Genomic DNA, 19,432 nt, shown 5'->3' with positions numbered 1-19,432 from the left:
GCCAACAGTACCAAAGGCGGTACTGGCGAACCCGTTTTGGTACTGTCTCGTCCATGACCTCGGTGGACGAGCGGGCGACGCGGGCCTCGCGGCGGCGTGAGTCGCTCATCGAACGGCTCATGGAGGTCTTCCTCGACCGCGGGTTCGCCGAGTTGAGCGTCGCCGACCTGGCCGCCGTGCTGCGTTGCTCGAAGAGCACGCTGTACTCGGTCGCGGCGAGCCGGGAGCAGATCATCGTGGCGGTGGTGCGGGCGTTCTTCCGCCAGGCCACCGAGCACGTGGAGGCCGTGCTCGACGCCAGCGCCGATCCCCGGGAGCGGGTCGGCGCCTATCTGCGCGCCATCTCGGACGAACTCGCCCCCGCGTCGCCGGCGTTCTTCGCCGACCTGGACGCGTTCGCTCCCGCGCGTGAGGTGTACAAGCAGAACACCGGGTTCGCGGTACGGCGCGTGCAGGGGCTCGTGCGGGAGGCGTCGCCCGATTCGGACGCCGCCTTCGTCGGCGCCGTCGCCGGGCAGGTGATGGAGTCCATCCACCGCGGCGAGATCAAGGCGCAGACCGGCCTGGACGACTCGGCCGCCTACGCCGCGCTGGCCTCCCTGATCGTCGCCCGGATGGCGTCCGGCTAGCCCTGCGCCGCCTGGAGCGCGTGCTCGACGAGGGCGACCAGCACGCCCCGCGCCACCTCGCGGCTCCGCACGTCGCACAGCATCACCGGGACGCCGGGGTCGACGTCGAGGGCGTCGCGGATCTCCTCCACCGTGTAGCGGCGGGCGCCGTCGAACCGGTTCGCGGCGATGACGAACGGGATGTCCCGCTGCTCGAAGAAGTCGATGGCCGCGAAGCTGGTGCTGAGCCGGCGGGTGTCGACCAGGACGATCGCGCCGACCGCGCCGTAGGCGATCTGGTCCCACATGAACCAGAACCGCTCCTGCCCGGGCGTCCCGAACAGGTACAGCCGGACCCCGCCGGAGAACGTCAGCCGGCCGAAGTCCATCGCGACGGTCGTGGTTGTCTTGCCCTCGACGCCGCCGAGGTCGTCCACCCCGACGGAGGCGTCGGTGAGGGTCTCCTCGGTGCGCAGCGGGCGGACCTCGCTGACCGCGCCGACCAGGGTCGTCTTGCCGACCCCGAAGCCGCCGGCCACAAGGACCTTCAGGGTGTGCAGCGGGACGTCGTCGTCCCGCCCGTAGGGCGTCACGTCAGAGACGGCGGAGTTCATCGAGCACTCTCATCAGGATGCGGGGGTCGGGGCGTTCGGTGTGCGCGGCCTGCGGCATCTCTTCGATCAGGCCGTACTGGTACAGGTCCTCCAGCAGGATCTGCACCACCCGGAACGGCAGGTCGGTCTCCGAGGCGAGGTCGGCGGGCGTGGAGGGCCGCCGGCACAGCTCCAGCAGCCGCCGCTGCTCGCGCGACAGCCAGACCCGGCCGTCCGGGGTGCGGCCGGTCGCGACGAGGACGGACACCAGGTCGATCACGAGCCCGCGGGGGCGGGTGCGCCCGCGGGTCACCGCGTAGGGGCGGACGACCGGGCCGGCGTCCGCCCCGACCCAGCGTTCTCTCGGGCTCTCCACGGGCCGCTCTAGCCTGACGCGCCCGTGCGCACCGGCGGATCCTGCGGCCCGGCCGCGGCGCGCGGCTGGGCGGACAGCGTGCGCCGCACCCGCTTGATCAGCATGGTCGTCTCGTAGGCGACCAGCCCGGCGTTGCCGCCGGCGTCGCTCAGCACGGCGAGGCAGCTTCCGTTGCCCGCCGGCATGACGAAGAACAGCAGGCCGTCGAGTTCGACGACGGTCTGCCGCACCTGCTTGGCCTGGAAGTGCTCGCGGGCGCCGTTGGCCAGGCTGTGGAAGCCGGACGACAGCGCCGCGAGGAATTCGGCGTCCTTGCGGGTGACGTCCCCGGAGGCGCCCATGACCAGCCCGTCCCGGGACAGCAGGACGGCCTGCCGGACCTCTCCCACCCGCTGCACCAGATCGTCGAGCAGCCAGTCGAGCTCGCCTGTGGCGTGGCCCTGCCCCATCATGATTCCCCCCATTCATCGCGTGGATCAAGATCGCCCGGTTCGTCGTCGACCCTGCCGCGCAGCCATCCGGACTGTAGCGAGGCCATCAGGTCGCGGCTGAGCTCCGGGCTCGGCTCGTCGAAGTCGTCGTCCGCCGGCCGGGGATGCCGGGCCGCCGGACGCCCGCGCAGCTGCGGGGCCAGGGAATGCTGCCGCACCCGGCGCGGGAGCCGCCCGGTGACCTCGCTGTCCTCCACCTCGACCGGCTCCGGTTCGCCGCCGGGCGGCCGGGTGCGGCCACCGGGCGGCTCGGGCGGGTCGAGCAGCGGTTCGGGCGACGGCTCGGGCGGCCCGGCGGGCAGGCCGGCGGGCTCGCCGGACTGCGGCGCCTGGACGACCCCGCCGGGCAGCGCCGGACGGGACGGGCGGCCGAGCCGCGCCCCGGACCCGCCCGCGGACACCCCGACCGGCTGCGGCGCCCCCGCGCCCCGGCCCCGCGCCATGTGCCAGTCGTCGTCCAGGACGACCAGCGCGTGCGGGACGAGGACGATCGCGGTCGTCCCGCCGTACGCCGACGGCTGCAGCGACACCTGTACGCCGTGCCGGGCGGCGAGCCGGGCGACGACGAACAGGCCGAGCCGTTCGGTGTCGACCAGGTCGAACTCGACGGCGCTGGCGAGCCGCCGGTTGAGGTCGTCCAGCTCGTCGGCGGCCAGGCCGACGCCCCGGTCGATGATCTCGACGGCCAGCCCGTTCGCGACCGTCTCGACCTTGACGGTGACCTCGGTGGCCGGCGGGGAGAACGACGCCGCGTTCTCGATCAGCTCGGCCAGCAGGTGGATGACGTCGGCGACCACGGCGCCGGTGACCGCGGCCGACGACACGCCCGTCACCTCAACCCGCGTGTAGTCCTCCACCTCGGCGATCGCCGCGCGCACCACGTCCTCCGCGGCGACCGGATGCTCGAAGGCGCGGACCGTCGGCGACCCGGACAGGATGACCAGGCCCTCGGCGTGCCGCCGCATGCGGGTGGTCAGGTGGTCGAGCCGGAACAGGTCGTCCAGCTCCTCCGCGCTGGACGCGCGCCGCTCCATCTGGTCCAGCAGCCGCAGCTGCCGGTGCAGGAGCGACTGGCTGCGCCACGACAGGTTGACGAAGACCCGGTTGATGCCGGCGCGCAGCTCCGCCTCGCCGACCGCGGTGCTGAAGGCCGTCCGCTGGACGGCGTCGAACGCGTCGGCCACCAGGGCGATCTCCCGGGTCCGCCCGGGTTCCGGGCGCGGCGCCTCCGCCCCGACGTCGACCCTCTCACCGCGCCGCAGCCGCGCCACGACCGCGGGCAGCCGCTCGTGCGCGAGCCGCTGCGCCGACACCTGGAGGTCCCGCAGCTCCCGCGCGAGCCGCCGCGCGAACAGCAGCGGCACCGTCACCGACGCGGCCACGATCAGCAGGCCGACGACGCAGGCCAGATAGAACCGCAGCATGATCAGCCGGCCGGCCGGCTCGACGAGGTCGTCGTTCTGTACATCGCCCGCCCTGGCCGCCGCCTTCTGCCACAGCGGCGTCAGATCCCGCATGACCGCCCGCCACTGCTCGGCGCCGGGGGTCAGGCCCTGCCGGATGATCTGGCCCTCCAGCAGGCTGAAGCTGCCGTACGCGCTCGAATTGACCAGGCCCTCCACGAGGGTGGAGATCGTGCCGTCCACTTCGCCGCGGGCCAGCTGGAGGAACTCGTCGCGGTTGCCCGCCCAGCGGGCGAAGGCCATCCGCTCCACGGCGTTCAGCCGGTGCCCGCCGACCGCGGACAGCAGCGCGTCCTCGCGCAGCATGAAGTCGCGCGCCCAGGTGAAGTGCAGGATGCCGGCGCTCTGCCGGTAGATCGCCGTGTCGTCGACGCCGACGAAGGTCGTCAGCACCCGGAGCGTGTTGTCGGAGATCTCGCTGTAGGCGTCGATGGCCTGCACGGTGCCGGCGGCGCCCTCGCCGACCTGCGTCCGCAGCGGCCGCAGCTCTTCGAACCGGCGGTCGAGCGCCTCCAGGCGGCTCCACATCTCGTCGGTGGTCGCGTCCCTGGCCGTGGACGAGCGCGCCGACCTGCGGAACGCCGCGACGGCGCCGTCGGTCTGGCGCGCGATCTCCTGGTACGCCCGCACGTTGCCGGGGGTGTGCGCCTTCAGCACGGCCACCGCTCCGGCGCGCTCCCGCTGGATCATCTCCATGACGGCGCCGGCCGGCCGGCCGACGTCCTTGTACAGCCGCGTGAAGTCCGACCGCTGCAGCGCGGCGGACAGCGTCGTCCCCGCGGCGAACGCCCACAGCGCGACGAGCGCGGCCAGCGGGATCGCGAGCAGCATCGCGATCCGCCGGCCGACCGGACGCGTACGCGGCCGCTCATGGGAGCCATGAACCTGCTGGGGGTTCGTCACCGGCCCACACTCCTGATCGTCCTCAAGCCGCGGTCGCCTCGACCGATGTCGGCGGGACCGGAGCATACTTAGTTCGATTTGCCGACGACCAGGGGTCTCACCTGGGGCTACTTGTGATCCTCCGGGTGCGGCGCGTGAGCCTGCGGCCTCGGCCCGATGGAGGGCCCGCCCCGGATGCGCCGCGGCCGCGACCGGTGCGGGCGCGCGGCCGCACATCCCCCTTCACGATGTCACCGCAGGTCAGAAAGTCGCCCTCGGAATTGATGACCTCGCAGGGCGATGCGTGCCCGCACTTTGATGATCAAGCTCTGGATGGGGGACGAGCAGGGCGAGCGGTATTCGCCGCGGCGGATGTTGATCTTGTAAGTCGGGTGCAAAGAGAGGCCAATATTGGCCGTTTTGATGCAGAGTCGTGTCTTGTTGCAGGAAATGACGCATGTCAGGCTTCGGGTTACTTTGTCCCCCACCACCGGAGACCGAGACATGCGCAGAGCCGCGCTAGCCTCCCTCACCGGGCTGTCGCTCGCCATCACCCTGGCCGCAGCTCCCGCCCAGGCCGCCGCGCCGGCCGCCTCCAAGCTGGCCGGGCTGGTCACGCTCAAGAACGTCCGCCACCACCAGCTGAACCTGCAGAAGATCGCGGACGCCAACGGCGGCAACCGGGCCGCCGGCCTCGCCGGCAACAAGATCACCGTCAGGTACATCGCGGACCAGCTGAAGCGGGCCGGATACACCCCCACGATCCAGAACTTCGAGTTCGACTTCTGGCAGGAGCCGTCGCAGCCGGTCTTCGCCGAGACCGCGCCGGAGCCGAAGACGTTCGCGCCGGACACCGACTTCGCGACGCTGCAGTACTCCGGGTCGGGCGACGTCACCGCCGCGGCGAGCCCCGTCGACCCGGGCGCCACCGGCACCGGCAGCGGGTGCGAGGCCGACGACTTCGCCGGCTTCCCCAAGGGGAACATCGCGCTGATCCAGCGCGGCGGCTGCTTCTTCTCGGTGAAGGCCGACAACGCCATCGCCGCCGGCGCGACCGCCGTCGTCATCTACCAGCTGCCCGACCAGCCGGGCCCCGTCGGCGGCACGCTGACCAAGCCCTACGGCATCCCGGTGATCGGCCCGTCCAACGCGGTCGGCAAGGCGCTCGTCCAGCAGGCGCAGAACGGCGGCGTGACGCTGCGCGTCAAGACCGACACCGTCAACGAGAAGCGCCAGACGTCCAACGTCATCGCCGACACCAAGCGCGGCAGGGCCGACAACGTCGTGGTCCTCGGCGCGCACAACGACAGCGTCACCGACGGGCCGGGCATCAACGACGACGGCTCGGGGACCGCGACGCTGCTGGAGACGGCCAAGCAGATCGGCAAGCTCGGCGGTAAGGTCCGCAACAAGGTGCGGTTCGCGTTCTGGGGCGCCGAAGAGGAAGGCCTGCTCGGCTCCCAGCACTACGTCGACAGCCTCTCGCAGGCCGAGCGCGACAAGATCGCGCTGAACCTCAACTTCGACATGCTCGCCGCACCGAACTTCGTCCGCTTCGTCTACGACGGCGACAACAGCGAGGGGCAGAACGGCGCCGAGGCCCCCGCCGGGTCCGGCGCGATCGAGAAGGCGTTCAACGACTACTTCGCGACGCGCAAGCTGGCCACCGCACCGACGCCGTTCAACGGACGCTCCGACTACAACGCCTTCATCACCGTCGGGATCCCCGCCGGCGGCCTGTTCACCGGCGCCGAGGGCATCAAGACGGCCGAGCAGGCGAAGGTGTACGGCGGTGAGGCCGGGAAGGCCTACGACCCGTGCTACCACTCCGCGTGCGACCGCTACGACAACGTCAGCCTCAAGGGCTTCGACCAGATGATCGACGGCGCGGCCGCGGTGACCGAGCTGTTCGCGCACAGCACCCTGACGGTCAACGGCAACGAGCTCGCCCGGAAGCAGGCGCAGGCCCAGCCCAGGAAGCGCATGGTGCCCGAAGAGATCGGCAAGTACACGACCAGGTAAGGACCGGTCCTCGGAGGGACGCGCCCGCGACCGGGCGCGTCCCTCGCCATGTCCGGGTCAGCCCAGCGTCTCGATGATCGACCGCAACGCGGGACGCGGGTCGCCGCCGGGCTCGGTCAGCACCTGGACGGCCACGTGGTCGGCGCCCGCGTCCAGATGCCCGGCCAGCCGGCCGGCCAGCGCCGCGGCGTCGCCGTGCGCGATCAGCGCGTCCACGAGCGCGTCGCTTCCGCCATCCGCGACGTCCGCGTCGGTGAAACCGAGCCGCTTGAAGCTGTTCACGTAGTTCCGCAGGCCGAGGTAGATGCCGAGCATCTCCCTGGCCAGCGCGCGGGCGCGCACGGGGTCGGTGTCCAGCACGACCTTCTGGTCCGGCGCGAGCAGCGGGCCCTCGCCGAGCGCGTCCCGCGCCTCGCGGGTGTGCTCGGGAGTCGTCAGGTACGGGTGCGCGCCCGCCGCCCGCTCGGCCGCCAGCCGCAGCACCTTCGGCCCGAGCGCGGCCAGCACCCGCCCCCCGGCCGGGACGTCCGCGGCGTCCAGCGCGTCGAGGTAGCGGACGATCGTCTCGTACGGGCTGCGGTACTCCTGCGTGGCCTCCGGATGGCCGATGCCCACACCGAGCAGGAACCGCCCGCCGTGGGCGTCGTTGAGCCGGTGGTAGGACGCGGCGACCTCCGCGGCCGGCGTGTTCCACATGTTCACGATGCCGGTCGCGATCACGATGCGGTCGGTGGCCGCGAGGAGCCGGTCGGCGATGTCCAGGTCCCCGCTCGGCGAGCCGCCGATCCAGATCGCCCCGTAGCCGAGGTCCTCGATGTCCTTGGCGAGCCGCGGGTCCAGCTGGCTCCACGGCCGCCAGATCCCGAGCCTGCCCACGTTGATCTTCGTCATGTCGCCCCCAACACGTCGTCCTGCCGTTTCATGCCCCCTTCCCGGGTGCCAGGATGTGATCCATGACCGACCGGTCCAGCCTGCTGCTCCTGGACGGCCACTCGCTGGCCTACCGGGCGTTCTACGCGCTGCCGGTCGAGAACTTCAGCACCACGTCCGGGCAGCCGACGAACGTCGTGTACGGGTTCGCGAACATGCTGGCCAACGTGCTCCGGGACGAGCGCCCGACGCACGCGGCGGTAGCGTTCGACGTGTCGCGCCAGACGTTCCGCACCGAGGCGTTCCCGGACTACAAGGCCACCCGGTCGCGGTCGCCGGAGGAGTTCGGCAGCCAGCTGCGGATCCTGGACGAGTTCCTCGCCGCGATGAGCCTGCCGGTGCTGCGGGCGCCCGGTTACGAGGCCGACGACGTCATCGCGACGCTCGCCACGGCGGCCGAGGCGGACGGCATGAGCGTGCTGATCGTCACCGGCGACCGGGACGTGCTCCAGCTCGTCAGCGACAGGGTCACCGTCCTGTACTTCTACCGGACGGCCTCGGAGATGATCCGGTACACCCCCGAGGCGGTGCGGGAGAAGTACGGGCTGACCCCGGCGCAGTATCCGGACTTCGCGGCGCTGCGCGGCGACCCGTCCGACAACCTGCCGAGCATCCCGGGCATCGGGGAGAAGACGGCCGCGAAGTGGGTCCGCGAGTTCGGGTCGCTCGACGCCCTGCTGGACCGCGCCGGCGAGGTGAAGGGCAAGGCGGGGGAGAAGCTGCGCGCCGCGCTGGACTCGGTGCGGCTGAACCGGAGGCTGACCGAGCTCGTCCGCGACCTGGACCTCGCGGTGTCGCCGGGCGACCTGCTGCGCCGGCCCTACGACCTGTCCGCGTTCACCTCCCTGCTGGACGACCTGGAGTTCCGCAACGCCAGCCTGCGGCAGCGGCTCTTCGCGGCCGACCCGGGCGGCGGCCGTCCGCCCGAGGCGGCCGGACCCGAACCGGTCAGGGGCCGCGAGCTCGGCCCGGACGAGCTGGCCGGCTGGCTGCGGACCCGCGCGACCGGCCTGACCGGACTCGCCGCCGACGCCGCCTGGGTGCGCGGCGCGGGCGACATCACCCGGATCGCGCTCGCCACCGGCGACGGGTACGCGGCCTCCTTCGACCCGTCCGAGCTCACCGGGAAGGACGAACGGGCCTTCGCGGAATGGCTGGCCGACCCCGGCCGTCCCAAGGCGCTGCACGACGTGAAGTCGCTGCTGCGCGTCTTCGGCGAGCGCGGCTGGCGCCTCGACGGCATCGCCGCCGACGTCGCGATGGCCGCCTACCTCCTCCTGCCGGGCCTGGCGGCCTACGGGATCGCCGACCTCGCGGGCCGCCATCTCGGGCGCCGCCCGTCCGCCGAGGGCGCGGCGGGGCTGATGCTGAGCGCCCGGGCCGTGCTCGACCTGGCCGGGACGTTCGCCGACGACCTCGCCTCCACGGGCATGGCGGACGTCCTGCGGGACGTCGAGCTGCCGCTGTCGGGCCTGCTCGCCCGCGCCGAACGCGCCGGCGTCCACGTGGACGCCGATCTCCTCCACGGCCTGGAGCGGCACTTCGCGGACGCGATGGAACGCGCCGCCGACGAGGCCGCCGAGATCGCCGGCCGCCGCTTCAACCCGGGCTCGACGAAGCAGCTCCAGGAGGTGCTCTTCGGCGAGCTGGGGCTGCCCAGGACCAAGAAGATCAAGTCCGGGTACTCCACCGACCTGGACGCGCTGACCTGGCTCGCCACCCAGACCGACAACGGCCTCCCGCAGGTGCTGCTGCGCCACCGCGACCAGGCGCGGCTGCGCACCACGGTCGCCGGCCTGATCCGCGAGATCGGTGCGGACGGCCGGATCCACACCACCTTCCAGCAGACCGTCGCGGCGACCGGGCGGCTCACCTCGACCGAGCCGAACCTGCAGGTCATCCCCGTCCGGACCGGGGACGGGCGGCGCATCCGCCGCGCGTTCCTGCCCGGCGGCGGGTACGAATCGCTGATGACGGCCGACTACGGCCAGCTCGAACTGCGGGTCATGGCGCACCTGTCGCAGGACCCGACGCTGCTCGCGGCGTTCGAGTCCGGCGAGGACCTGCACGCCACGATGGCCGCGCAGGTCTTCCAGGTCGCCCCGGACGCCGTCACGCCGGACATGCGGCGCAAGATCAAGGCGATGTCGTACGGGCTGGCCTACGGGCTGTCGGCGTTCGGCCTGGCCAAGCAGCTCGGCATCCCGATGGCGGAGGCGCGCCCGCTGATGGACGCCTACTTCGCCCGGCTCGGCGGCGTCCGCGACTACCTCGACCACGTCGTCGCCGAGGCCCGCATCACCGGCTACACCCGCACGATCCTCGGCCGCCGCCGCTACCTGCCACATCTGACCAGCGACAACCGGCAGCGCCGCGAGACCGCCGAGCGGATGGCGCTGAACGCCCCGGTCCAGGGCTCCGCCGCCGACATCGTCAAGATCGCGATGCTGCGGGTGGACGAGGCGCTCACCGCGGCCGGCCTCGCCAGCCGCCTGCTGCTCCAGGTGCACGACGAGATCGTGCTGGAGGTGGCGGGGGGCGAACGGGACGCCGTGGCGGAGATCGTCCGCACCGGGATGACCACCGCCTACCCCCTCACGGTCGGCCTGGAGGTCGCGCTCGGCACCGGTCCCGACTGGAACGCCGCCGCCCACTAATCGACCCGCCGGACTCGTGTCACGCCCGCCGCGCGGGTAGTGCTCAACAGGGGGAGGGATTCATGGAGATCGACATGCTCGTCGAGATCCCGAGGGGATCGCGCAACAAGTACGAGATGGACCACCGGCTCGGCCGCATCCGGCTCGACCGGATGCTGTTCACCTCGACCCAGTATCCGCTGGACTACGGCTACATCCCGGAGACCTGCGCCGAGGACGGCGACCCGCTGGACGCGATGGTGCTGCTGGAGGAGCCCACCTTCCCCGGGTGCATGGTCACCGTCCGCAGCGTCGGGGTGTTCTGGATGCACGACGAGGGCGGCCCCGACGCCAAGATCCTCACCGTGCCGGCCCGGGACGTCCGCTACGAGGGCATCCGCGACCTGCGGGACGTCCACGAGCACCTTCTCGACGAGATCGCCCACTTCTTCGACATCTACAAGAGCCTGGAGCCGGGCAAGGACACCGACGTGCGCGGCTGGCAGGACCGGCGGGTCGCCGACCGGACGATCGAGCTGTCCAGGGCCGCGCACGCGCGGGACATGGCCGGGACCGGCACGGCCTGAGCGCCGCCCGGCCCGGCGCGGCCGCTTTACGGCGGGCCGCCGGGCGGCGCACCATCGCGAGGGTGGGATCTGTGACGGACAGCGAGCCGGTCGTCGTCGCCGGCGCCGGGCCGGTCGGCCTGGTCACGGCGCTGCTGCTGGCACGGCACGGTGTGCCGAGCGTGGTGCTGGAGGCCGCCGCGCGCCGTGACCCGTCCGGGTCCAGGGCCATCTGCTTCCAGCGGGACGTGCTCGACGTCCTGGACCGGGCCGGGTGCGCCCAACGGATGATCGCTCGCGGTGTGACCTGGACGACCGGCCGCACCTACTACCGCGGCGACGAACTGTTCTCCGTCACCTTCCCGGACGCGGGGCGCGGCGCCGTCCCGCCCTGGATCAACATCTCGCAGGCCGAGGTGGAGGCGTTGCTGCGGGACCTCGCCGCCGCCGAGCCGCTCGTGGAGGTCCGCTACGGGCATCCGGTCGCCAGCCTCCGCCAGGACGCCGGCGGCGTGGAGGTCGAGGCCGGCGGCACCCTGCGCGGAACCCATCTGGTCGGCGCGGACGGCGGGCACGGCACCGTCCGGGAACTGCTCGGCATCGGCTTCCCCGGGCGCACCTTCGCCGACCGGTTCCTCATCTGCGACATCCGCGCGGACCTGCCGTTCCCGAGCGAGCGGCGGTTCTTCTTCGATCCGGAGTGGAACCCGGGCCGGCAGGTCCTGGTCCACCAGTGCCCGGACGGGACGTGGCGCATCGACTGGCAGGTCCCCGCCGACCACGACCTCGACGCCGAGCGGCGGACGGGCGCACTGGACGCCCGCATCCGCAAGATCGTCGGGGACGTCCCCTACGAGATCGTGTGGGCCACCGTGTACCGGTTCCACGAGCGGTGCGCGGCGGCGTTCGCGTCCGGCCGCGCCTTCCTCGCCGGAGACGCCGCCCACCTGTACGCGCCGTTCGGCGCCCGCGGCCTGAACTCCGGCGTCCAGGACGCCGAGAACCTCGCGTGGAAGCTCGCGTTCGTGCGGCGCGGCTGGGCCCCGCCGGAACTGCTCGGCAGCTACGACACCGAGCGCCGCGCCGCCGCCAAGGAGAACCTCCGCGTCACCACGCGGACGATGGAGTTCCTCGTCCCGCAGACGCCGGAGCAGCGGGCGGTGCGGCTGGAGTCGCTGGAGAGGGCCCGGACGCACCCGGACCCGCGCACGATCATCGACTCGGGCCGGCTCGCCGAGCCGTTCTGGTACCTGGACTCGCCGCTGACGACGCCGTCCGGGCCGGTGGAGGGCTTCCCGCTCGAACCCGGGGCCGTCCGGCCGCCGGTGCCGGGCGTCATCTGCCCGGACGGCCCGTGCGTCGTCGAGGGTGAGCGGACCCGCCTTCGCCGCCTCTTCGGCACGCACTTCGTGGTCCTCACCCAGGGCGGGGGAGTCGCGGAACTGCCGACCGACGTTCCGTACCGAATCCATGCATTGGACGACATCGATGCGGACGGGGTGCTTCGGGCGGCTCTGCGCGCCGGTCCGGACACGGTGCACATCGTCCGACCGGACGGCCACCTGGCCGCCGTCCTGCCTTCCTGCGATCGCGGAAGCGTGGTCGCGGCCCTGCACCGGGCCTGCGGACGCGGCTAACCGGCGTCCAGGACGGCGCGGGCCGCGTTGTGCCCCGGAATCCCGCTGACCCCTCCGCCCCGACGGGCTCCCGCCCCGCACAGCAGCACACGGGGATGCTCGGTCTCCACACCCCAGCGCCCCCGCTGATCCGGCACCTCGGCGAAGGGCCAGGACAGGTCCCGATGGAAGATGTGGCCGCCGGGAAGCCCGGTCTCGTTCTCCAGATCGACCGGGGTCTTGGCCTCCAGGCACGGTGTGCCGTCCGGGGCGCGCAGAAGGCAGTCCTCGATCGGCTCGGCGAGAACCGTGTCGAAAGAGGCCAATGTCGCGCGCAGGGCCTCCGCGCGTGCGCCTTCGGGATCGGATCGGAAGAGCCGTGCCGGCATGTGGAGACCGAACAGCGTCAGCGTGTGCGCCCCGGCGGCCCGCAATTCCGCTCCGAGAATGGACGGATCGGTCAGCGAATGGCAGTACACCTCGGTCGGCGGCAATGCCGGAATGCCGCCGTCGCGGGCCTCCCGATACGCCCTGTCGAGCTGTGCCCGGCTCTCGTTGATGTGGAAGGTGCCCGCGAAGGCCTCGTCCGGCCGGACGGACGCGTCGCGCAACCGGGGAAGGCGCGAAAGCACCATGTTCACCTTCAGCTGCGCTCCCTCGGCGGACGTGTCACCGGGCATGTTGACCAGCACCCACCGGGCCGAGACGGTGTGCTCGGCGCCTTCGTGGTCCTGGAATGTCACCTCACCGGCAGGGTCGATGTGCAGGACCTCCATGCCGGTCCGCAGGTCCGCTCCCGCCGCCCGCGCGGCATCGGCGAGCGCTCCGGTGACGGCTCCCATGCCACCGACCGGCACGTTCCAGTCGCCGGTTCCGTTCCCGATGACGTGGTACAGGAAGCACCGGTTGGCCAGGAGCGAAGGGGCCGACGGGTCGGCGAACGTGCCGATCAGTGAATCGGTCAGGACGACCCCGCGCACGGCGTCGTCCGCGAAACGCTCGTCGACCACGTCTCCGATGGGGCGCTCGAACAGATCGCGCCATGCTTCCTGGTCGTCCACCACCTGGCGGAGTTCCGCCCGGTCGCGCAGCGGCTCCAGCAGCGTCGGCGCGACACGTTCCGCGACACGTCCGGCCATTTCGTAGAACCGCCGCCAGGCCTCGGCGTCGCCGCCGAGGGACGCCGCCGTCCGTGCCGGGTCCCCGTTGTCGATCAGCAGGCCCCCGTCGCCGGCCGGCGTGTACGAGGCGTATCGCCGGCCCCGCAGCTCGACGTCCAGGCCCAGATCCCGGACGATCCGCGACGGCAGCAGGCTCACCAGGTACGAGTACCGCGAGACCCGCGCGTCCACCCCGGGGAACACGCGCGCCGAAACCGCCAGCCCGCCGAGATGCCCGAGCCGCTCCAGCACCAGCACGCGCCGCCCGGCGCGGGCCAGGTACGCGGCGGCGACCAGTCCGTTGTGCCCGCCGCCGGCGATGACCACGTCGTACATGACCCCAGGGAACCACACTGATCACCGTGCCGGGTGAGGGCCGGGCCCGCCGAAACTCCGTTTGCCGGGGTGGCCGCGGCGAGGATGATAGGGCGGGTGAAGATCCGGCTTTATGGGGGCGTGGTGGCCTCGGGGCGTCATGCCTGGATCGCCGGACCCTCCGGCCCGGTCCGCCTGCTGGACGAATCGGACGCCCGGCCGGGGACCGCCGTCGCGCTCGGGCCCGAGAACGCCTCCGGGGACGACGTGGCGCACGCCCTCTGGGAGCTGTCCTTGCTCGTGACCGACGGCGGAGCCGTCGCGGCCGGCGCGGGCGTCGACCTCGGCGCGGGCTTCCGCTCCGCCCGGCTGGACGGGGCGCGCGGGGACCAGCGGGACGCCGTCCTGGCCGCACTGCGGGCCGTCGGCCCGCGGAACGCGCACCGGCTCGGGGAGCGGGCCGGGATGCTGGTCGCGCTGTTCGGGCCCGCGGTCACCAAACGGGTCGGCGCCGCCGCCGCGCAGGCGGCCGAGGACGGGCGATGGGCGGCGCTTCATCTGGCGTCGGCGGCCAGCGACGTCCTCGGGCCCGAGCAGCTCGAACAGGTCCTCGCCCTCCGGGCCCCCGAAGACGTCGACCTCACGCCCGGCGGGCCGCCCTCGGTGCTCGCGCGGTACTTCCGGCAGGTGTTCGAGGACGTCCCCGCGCCCCGCCGCCTCGCGCTCGTCCTGGACCTGTGGGCGCGGGTCCTGGAGCGCCGGACCGGCCTCGCCCGGCGGGAGGCGCGGCTGGCGACGCAGTCCCGCCGCGACCGGCTCGCAGATCTGCGCAGACGGCGCCGCCACGATGACGACGAGCGGATCCTGTGGCGCGTCCGGACGGACCTGGAGACCAGGCAGCCGTCACTCGCGGACGCGGCGCGCTGGATCCCCGACGAGTTCTACTGGCGCGAGCGGCTCGACCGCGTCTTCCAGGACGCGCTCGGCGCCACCGCCCTGCTCCGGACCGCGCTCGCCGTCGCCGACCACGGCCTGGAGGACGGCCTGGAGCGTTCGGCCCCGATCCTGCGCGCGGCGGCGGTGACGGTGCCCGACTGGGCCGCCGCCGAGGCCGCGCGGCCCGTGCCGGGGCTGACCGGACTTCCGGTGCGTCCGGCCGCCTACGTGCGCGACATCGTGCGCAAGACGGCCGGTGACAAGCCGAAGGACGCCAAGTTCACCGGTTACCTCAAGCCGCGCCTGGCCTGCGCCCGCGATTTCGCCCTCGTCGTCATCGAGGACATCGGATTCCTGATGAACGAGATGGTCGGAGCTCACGACGACCTGCTGCGCCTGTGGGGAAGCGCCCGCTTGACGGGCTGGCGGGAAAGCGCCGGCTATGGCCGCCCTCCCGCCGAGTGGATGGGCATTCCGCAGTGGACCGGGCCGATGCTGGGCCACGAGGAGCCGCTCCAAAGCCGGCTCACGCCGGCCCAGGACCCGGCGACCGTGGAGAGCAGAGGCGACCTGCTCTGGTACGCGGACCTGATCGACGCCCTCGCCCGGCTGTACGGGCACGAGCTGGCACAGCCCACCCCGGGCACCGGCGAGCCCTGGTTCGACCATGACCCGCCGCCGGAGACCGAGCCGCTGACACCGCGCCTCGACTCGATCATGGTCGCCGTCTCCGGCGCCGCGCAGCTCGTCGCGCTCGGCGGCGTCCCGCCCCGGGCGCCGCGCACCTGGGCGGCCTTCACCGCGGGCCTCATGTCGGCCACCGCGATCACCGAGGCCCTCACTGGCGACTTCGCCGTCCCGGCCGCGCTCGCCGCGCGGAACGGGACGGCCGTCGCCGGCGCCGGCGTCCGGCTCAAGATCGCACGCAGCGCCCGGGACGTCGCCGAATGGGCGGACTACATGGGCAACTGCATCGCCGGTCCCGCCTATGTCGAGGACGCCAGGAAGGGCCGGACCGCTCTCGCCGGCCTGTACGACGCGGACGGCCTCCTGGTCGTCAACGCGGAGCTGTCCCCGCTCCGGCCCGCGTCGCGGGGATGGCGCGTCGCCGAGATCGCGGCGAGGTTCAACGACACGCCGGACGCGACCCTGGAACAGCGGTTCCGCGACTGGGTCGCCGCGCTCCCCGGGGACGTCGAGGAGGAGACCGTCCAGGCGCCGGAGGAGCTTCCGCCGCCGCGGACCGCGCGCCGGCGGGCGGCCCCCCGCCTCGTCGAGGAGGTGGGCCCGGCGCTCGGCGAGCTCGCGGCCGGCGCCGGGTCCGGCCCGGTGCCGTCCGGCCCCTTCGCCGCCGTCGCCGCGACCTCGCCGGACGCCGCGCTCGCCCGGCTGCGCCGGCTCGGCGGGGCGCAGCTCGCGGGAGCCGTCCGCCGCGCCCTGGACGAGGGCGCCACCGGCCTTGTCCCGCTCTGGACGAGCACCGGGCACCGTCCGCTCGCCGCCGCGCTCGACGCCCTCGACCCCGCTCTGCGGGACCGTTTCGACCAGCTTCCGCTCCTGCTCGGCGAGCCGCCGCTGCCGAAGACGCTGCGCAGGCTCGTCAAGCTCCCCGCCGTCGCCGACGCCTACTCCCTGGACCTGGTGGCCCGCCGGATCCGCCGCGCGATCGGCCGGCTCGCCGTCCAGGACGACCCGGTGATCGCCCGCGCCCTCGCCAAGCCCACGACCGAGCCGCTGCTCTGCGCGCTCGCCATCGCGACCACCTGCGGTGCCCCGGAGGCGGACCTCGCGCCCGTGACCCGGCCGCGCACGATCACCGTCCCCGGCTACCCGGCCACCACGCTGGAGGACAAGGAGGGCTGCTGGCAGCGCGCCCTGCCCGCGGCCCGCGAACTGGGGGCCGACACTTCGGCGTTCTGGGACGAGATCGCCGAGCACGGGCTGCGCGTCCCCGCGTCGTGGCTCTCCCACGGCGGCTGGACGGCCCTCTGGTCCCGCGCCCACACCCACCGCCGCTGACCGCCGGCAGGGGGCCGAGGCCTACGGGCGGTGAGGGGAGCGGCGGAAGACGGTGATGGAGTGGCCGACCTCGCCGATCGGCTCGCTGGAGCGGATCAGCGGGGTCAGCCGCGGGTCGTCCTTGGCGATCCAACTGTCGGACACCACCAGCAGCCCGCGCACTTGATCCGGTGGCACGCCGAACGGGTCGCTCGCGCGGATGCCGTAATAGGACGGGACCCCACTGCCCTTGTACACCAGCCAGACCGGCTCGCCCGGGTAGCGCTCCCGGAGGCGGTCGGCGAGCCGTTCGAGATCCTGGCCCCAGTCGACGTTGGAGTCGTGCAGGCGCAGGTGAGTCTTGGACGGGCCGCCGAACGCCTCGTTGGAGTAAGGCAGGTAGTAGGGATAGGTCCGCAGCGAGCTCACAGCGACGAACAGCAGCAGCGCGGCCGTGACGGCCTTCGTCCACCGCCACCGGACGAGGGTCGTACCGGCCGCCGCGACCCCCAAGAACATCGGGATGAAGACAACGTAGCGGACGCCAAGGTCGCGGGCGCCGGTCATCGCCACGACGAGCAGCACGACCGCCGGGGCGAGGACGTACGGAGCGGCAGGACGCAGCCGGGGGAGGGCCGCCATCGCCGCGATGCCCGCCAGCCACAGGGCGAGCATTCCGAGCGGCGTCTTCACCAGCAGCGCGGCCGGAAGGTAGTACCAGCGGGATCCGTGGTAGGTGTGGCCGAACAGGAAGCCCGTCCACCGCATGTCCTCGAAACCGAACTGGACGCGCATCCCGTCCTGGAAGGTCCTCGGGAAGGGCACCCAGCCGGCGACGAGCCCGCGCACACCGCCGATGGCGGGCAGGTCGGCGGGGGTCGTCCAGCGTAGGCGAGGGTCGACCGCGAGATAGCTCGCCCACACCACCGCGACGGCCAGGACACCGACCCCGGCCGCCGACAGCACGCCGCTCACGATGGGGCGGCGGGACGGACGGAAGGCCCGGACCGACACGAATGCCAGCGCCAGGAGCACCGGCACGGCGGGCAGCGTGCTCATCTTGGTGGCCATGGCCGCGCCGAGCGCGACCCCGGCGAGCGGCAGGTAAAGGCGCGGCCTTCGTCTCGCCCGCCACAGGAGCCACACCGATGTCAGCAGGAATCCGGCCATCGGGACGTCCAGGGTGGCCAGCGACCCGTGCGCGATGACGTCGGGGGAGAAGGCGTAGAGCGTGAGCGCCGCCAGCCCGCCGCCCGGGCCGGTGAGGTCGCGCGCGAAGGCGAAGACCACCAGCCCGAACAGCAGGGTCAGGGCGATGACCGGCAGGCGCGCGGCGAGCAGGACCCGCTGCGCATCGTTGCCCGACTTGTACAGCAGATGCGGCCCGACCTGGTACTGGCCGCCGGTGAAGGAGGTGTCGAGGTGCGGGCCCGCGAGCACCGCCCCGGCGCCGATGATCAGCTTGCCGAGCGGCGGATGCTCGGGGTTGTAGCGGAGGTCGTGCTCCTGCAGATAGACCACGCCGGTGCCGATGTAGACCGGCTCGTCGATGGTCGGCGTCTGCGCCACGGCCGTGGAGATCATCGCGACCGCCATCTGGGTCAGCAGCGCCACCACGGCCGCGACGACCGCCCACCGCCGCCAAGGCACCCGGGACCGGCCGGTTCTCCTGTGGGGGGACGACCCCCCACACCCCCCGGAAGGGCAGGCCGGGCCGGCCCCCTCCGCTCCGCCGGCGCTCCGCTCCGGGAGCCGGCCCGGCGGCGCCTCAGCCGGAGGCGCCGCGGGCCGGCCGGGGCCCTCGGTCAGCGAGGTCACTCCTCCACCATCGCATCACCCGCTCTGCCATACGGCGACGTAGTCGACGAGCATGGGGCGGCCCGAGACCGTCGCCGCCGTCGGGGTGTTCTGGCCGGAGACACCGTTCGGGAACGCGCCGCCCATCGCCACGTTCAGCAACAGGAAGTAGCCGCCGTGCCCGGTCATGGCGTCCCACGTCGCGGCGTCGAGCTGGTTCTGGCCCACGCTGTGGAACTGCTGGCCGTCCACGTACCAGCGGAGCTGGTTCGGGGAGACGCTGCGGTCCCATTCGAACCGGTACGTGTGCATCGCCGACTGGCAGGAGGCGCCGGGACAGGCGCGGTTGGTCCCGAGCCCGGTCGTCTCGTTACAGGGGCCGCCCGGATTCGTCCCGCAATGCAGGGTGCCCCAGACGGAATTGATCCCGTTGACGTTCTCCATGAAGTCGAACTCGCCGATCGAGGGCCAGTTCTGGTAATTGCCCCGGTACGGGGATCCGAGGGCCCAGAACGCGGGCCAGTAGCCGAGCGCCCCGTCGCCGGTGACGTCCGGCATCTGGATCCGGCCCTCGATTCGCAGGACGCGGCCGTCGGTCGGCTTGAAGTCCGTGCGGCGCGTTTCGATCCGGGCGGACGTCCATTCGCCGGACGTCCCCCTGATCGGGGTGATCTTCAGGTTTCCGCCGCCGTCCTGGCCGATGTTGGCGGGGTCGGCGGTGTAACGCTGGATCTCCCCGGTGCCCCAGTTTCCTGGGCCTCCGGGGTATCCGTGGCCGGTGTCGACGATCCAGTCGCCGGAGGACGGCGGCGCGCCGGCGGGGCCGGTGAAGTCGTCGCTCCACACCAGCGACCAGCCGGCCGGCGGCGGTGGCGGCGTCGCGGCGGCCGCGACGCCGGCGATGGCGAGCGGGGCGGCGGCGAGCGCCGCCAGGGCGAGCTTCAGCGCTTTCGGGGAATGGAGCCGTGGGAGCGGGTGCGGCATGGTGCGGCCTTCCACAGGAGTTGGCGGGGAGGTGGGTCGGCACCTGCGGATGCTGATCA

14 protein-coding genes are annotated in these 19,432 nt (G+C 73.0%); 6 read left to right on the top strand and 8 right to left on the bottom strand.

Annotated features, from left to right (window positions below; genetic code table 11):
- The first annotated feature begins 53 nt into the window (after positions 1-53).
- Positions 54-629, top strand: coding sequence for a TetR/AcrR family transcriptional regulator (locus ACQPZP_RS26970; RefSeq protein ID WP_433472518.1), 576 nt, complete (start codon positions 54-56; stop codon positions 627-629).
- Here the strand turns inward: ACQPZP_RS26970 and ACQPZP_RS26965 are convergent.
- The 4 genes from ACQPZP_RS26965 to ACQPZP_RS26950 are packed head-to-tail and all read right to left on the bottom strand — an operon-like array spanning position 626 to position 4,434.
- Entirely contained in the window at positions 626-1,222 is a 597-nt protein-coding gene (locus tag ACQPZP_RS26965; protein ID WP_433472517.1) for a GTP-binding protein, read from the bottom strand. The two genes, ACQPZP_RS26970 and ACQPZP_RS26965, sit on opposite strands and share 4 nt — an antisense overlap.
- Positions 1,203-1,577, bottom strand: a complete 375-nt coding sequence (locus ACQPZP_RS26960; RefSeq protein WP_433472516.1) for a DUF742 domain-containing protein — start codon at positions 1,575-1,577, stop codon at positions 1,203-1,205. The genes ACQPZP_RS26965 and ACQPZP_RS26960 overlap by 20 nt, the downstream gene beginning before the upstream one ends.
- A gap of 8 nt (positions 1,578-1,585) precedes the next feature.
- On the bottom strand, positions 1,586-2,029 hold the full coding sequence (locus ACQPZP_RS26955; RefSeq protein WP_433472515.1) for a roadblock/LC7 domain-containing protein: 444 nt from the start codon (positions 2,027-2,029) through the stop codon (positions 1,586-1,588).
- Positions 2,026-4,434 (bottom strand): sensor histidine kinase, encoded by a 2,409-nt coding sequence (locus tag ACQPZP_RS26950; protein ID WP_433472514.1) that lies wholly within the window; start codon positions 4,432-4,434, stop codon positions 2,026-2,028. Before ACQPZP_RS26950 ends, ACQPZP_RS26955 begins: the two co-directional genes overlap by 4 nt.
- Before the next feature lie 483 nt (positions 4,435-4,917).
- Here ACQPZP_RS26950 and ACQPZP_RS26945 point away from each other — a divergent pair, with 483 nt between their 5' ends.
- Positions 4,918-6,435, top strand: a complete 1,518-nt coding sequence (locus ACQPZP_RS26945; RefSeq protein ID WP_433472513.1) for a M20/M25/M40 family metallo-hydrolase — start codon at positions 4,918-4,920, stop codon at positions 6,433-6,435.
- A 57-nt stretch (positions 6,436-6,492) separates the two neighbouring features.
- On the opposite strand, the gene ACQPZP_RS26940 is transcribed toward ACQPZP_RS26945, so the two are convergent.
- Complete coding sequence (locus ACQPZP_RS26940) at positions 6,493-7,326, bottom strand: LLM class F420-dependent oxidoreductase (protein ID WP_433472512.1); 834 nt, start codon at positions 7,324-7,326, stop codon at positions 6,493-6,495.
- A 62-nt stretch (positions 7,327-7,388) separates the two neighbouring features.
- On the opposite strand from ACQPZP_RS26940, the gene polA reads away from it, so the two are divergent.
- The 3 genes from polA (at position 7,389) to ACQPZP_RS26925 (ending at position 12,204) form a co-directional block, all read left to right on the top strand.
- Complete coding sequence (polA, locus tag ACQPZP_RS26935; RefSeq protein WP_433472511.1) at positions 7,389-10,022, top strand: DNA polymerase I; 2,634 nt, start codon at positions 7,389-7,391, stop codon at positions 10,020-10,022.
- 62 nt (positions 10,023-10,084) lie between these two features.
- Positions 10,085-10,588 carry an inorganic diphosphatase gene (locus ACQPZP_RS26930; RefSeq protein WP_433472510.1) on the top strand — a complete coding sequence of 168 codons (504 nt, stop codon included), beginning with the start codon at positions 10,085-10,087 and terminating at the stop codon, positions 10,586-10,588.
- A 62-nt stretch (positions 10,589-10,650) separates the two neighbouring features.
- Positions 10,651-12,204, top strand: a complete 1,554-nt coding sequence (locus ACQPZP_RS26925; RefSeq protein WP_433472509.1) for an FAD-dependent monooxygenase — start codon at positions 10,651-10,653, stop codon at positions 12,202-12,204.
- Here the strand turns inward: ACQPZP_RS26925 and ACQPZP_RS26920 are convergent.
- Entirely contained in the window at positions 12,201-13,679 is a 1,479-nt protein-coding gene (locus ACQPZP_RS26920; RefSeq protein WP_433472508.1) for a phytoene desaturase family protein, read from the bottom strand. The genes ACQPZP_RS26925 and ACQPZP_RS26920 overlap by 4 nt on opposite strands.
- A 96-nt stretch (positions 13,680-13,775) precedes the next feature.
- On the opposite strand from ACQPZP_RS26920, the gene ACQPZP_RS26915 reads away from it, so the two are divergent.
- Positions 13,776-16,613, top strand: coding sequence for a hypothetical protein (locus ACQPZP_RS26915; RefSeq protein WP_433472507.1), 2,838 nt, complete (start codon positions 13,776-13,778; stop codon positions 16,611-16,613).
- A gap of 21 nt (positions 16,614-16,634) precedes the next feature.
- On the opposite strand, the gene ACQPZP_RS26910 is transcribed toward ACQPZP_RS26915, so the two are convergent.
- Positions 16,635-18,242 carry an ArnT family glycosyltransferase gene (locus ACQPZP_RS26910; RefSeq protein ID WP_433472506.1) on the bottom strand — a complete coding sequence of 536 codons (1,608 nt, stop codon included), beginning with the start codon at positions 18,240-18,242 and terminating at the stop codon, positions 16,635-16,637.
- 183 nt (positions 18,243-18,425) lie between these two features.
- Positions 18,426-19,373 (bottom strand): glycoside hydrolase family 16 protein, encoded by a 948-nt coding sequence (locus tag ACQPZP_RS26905; RefSeq protein ID WP_433472505.1) that lies wholly within the window; start codon positions 19,371-19,373, stop codon positions 18,426-18,428.
- Positions 19,374-19,432 lie beyond the last annotated feature (59 nt).

The sequence above is a fragment of the Spirillospora sp. CA-142024 genome, from assembly GCF_050942325.1.
Lineage (GTDB): Bacteria > Actinomycetota > Actinomycetes > Streptosporangiales > Streptosporangiaceae > Spirillospora.
The sequence above is the reverse complement of the archived record's forward strand: the minus strand, read 5'-3'. Positions and strand labels throughout refer to the sequence as shown.

Excerpts from the sequence above, each read along its gene's own strand:
- ACQPZP_RS26965 (WP_433472517.1), bottom strand. The coding sequence starts at position 1,222 with ATGAACTCCGCCGTCTCTGACGTGACGCCCTACGGGCGGGACGACGAC.
- ACQPZP_RS26905 (WP_433472505.1), bottom strand. The coding sequence starts at position 19,373 with ATGCCGCACCCGCTCCCACGGCTCCATTCCCCGAAAGCGCTGAAGCTC.
- ACQPZP_RS26930 (WP_433472510.1), top strand. The coding sequence starts at position 10,085 with ATGGAGATCGACATGCTCGTCGAGATCCCGAGGGGATCGCGCAACAAG.
- ACQPZP_RS26920 (WP_433472508.1), bottom strand. The coding sequence starts at position 13,679 with ATGTACGACGTGGTCATCGCCGGCGGCGGGCACAACGGACTGGTCGCC.
- ACQPZP_RS26955 (WP_433472515.1), bottom strand. The coding sequence starts at position 2,029 with ATGATGGGGCAGGGCCACGCCACAGGCGAGCTCGACTGGCTGCTCGAC.
- polA (WP_433472511.1), top strand. The coding sequence starts at position 7,389 with ATGACCGACCGGTCCAGCCTGCTGCTCCTGGACGGCCACTCGCTGGCC.
- ACQPZP_RS26970 (WP_433472518.1), top strand. The coding sequence starts at position 54 with ATGACCTCGGTGGACGAGCGGGCGACGCGGGCCTCGCGGCGGCGTGAG.
- ACQPZP_RS26940 (WP_433472512.1), bottom strand. The coding sequence starts at position 7,326 with ATGACGAAGATCAACGTGGGCAGGCTCGGGATCTGGCGGCCGTGGAGC.
- ACQPZP_RS26945 (WP_433472513.1), top strand. The coding sequence starts at position 4,918 with ATGCGCAGAGCCGCGCTAGCCTCCCTCACCGGGCTGTCGCTCGCCATC.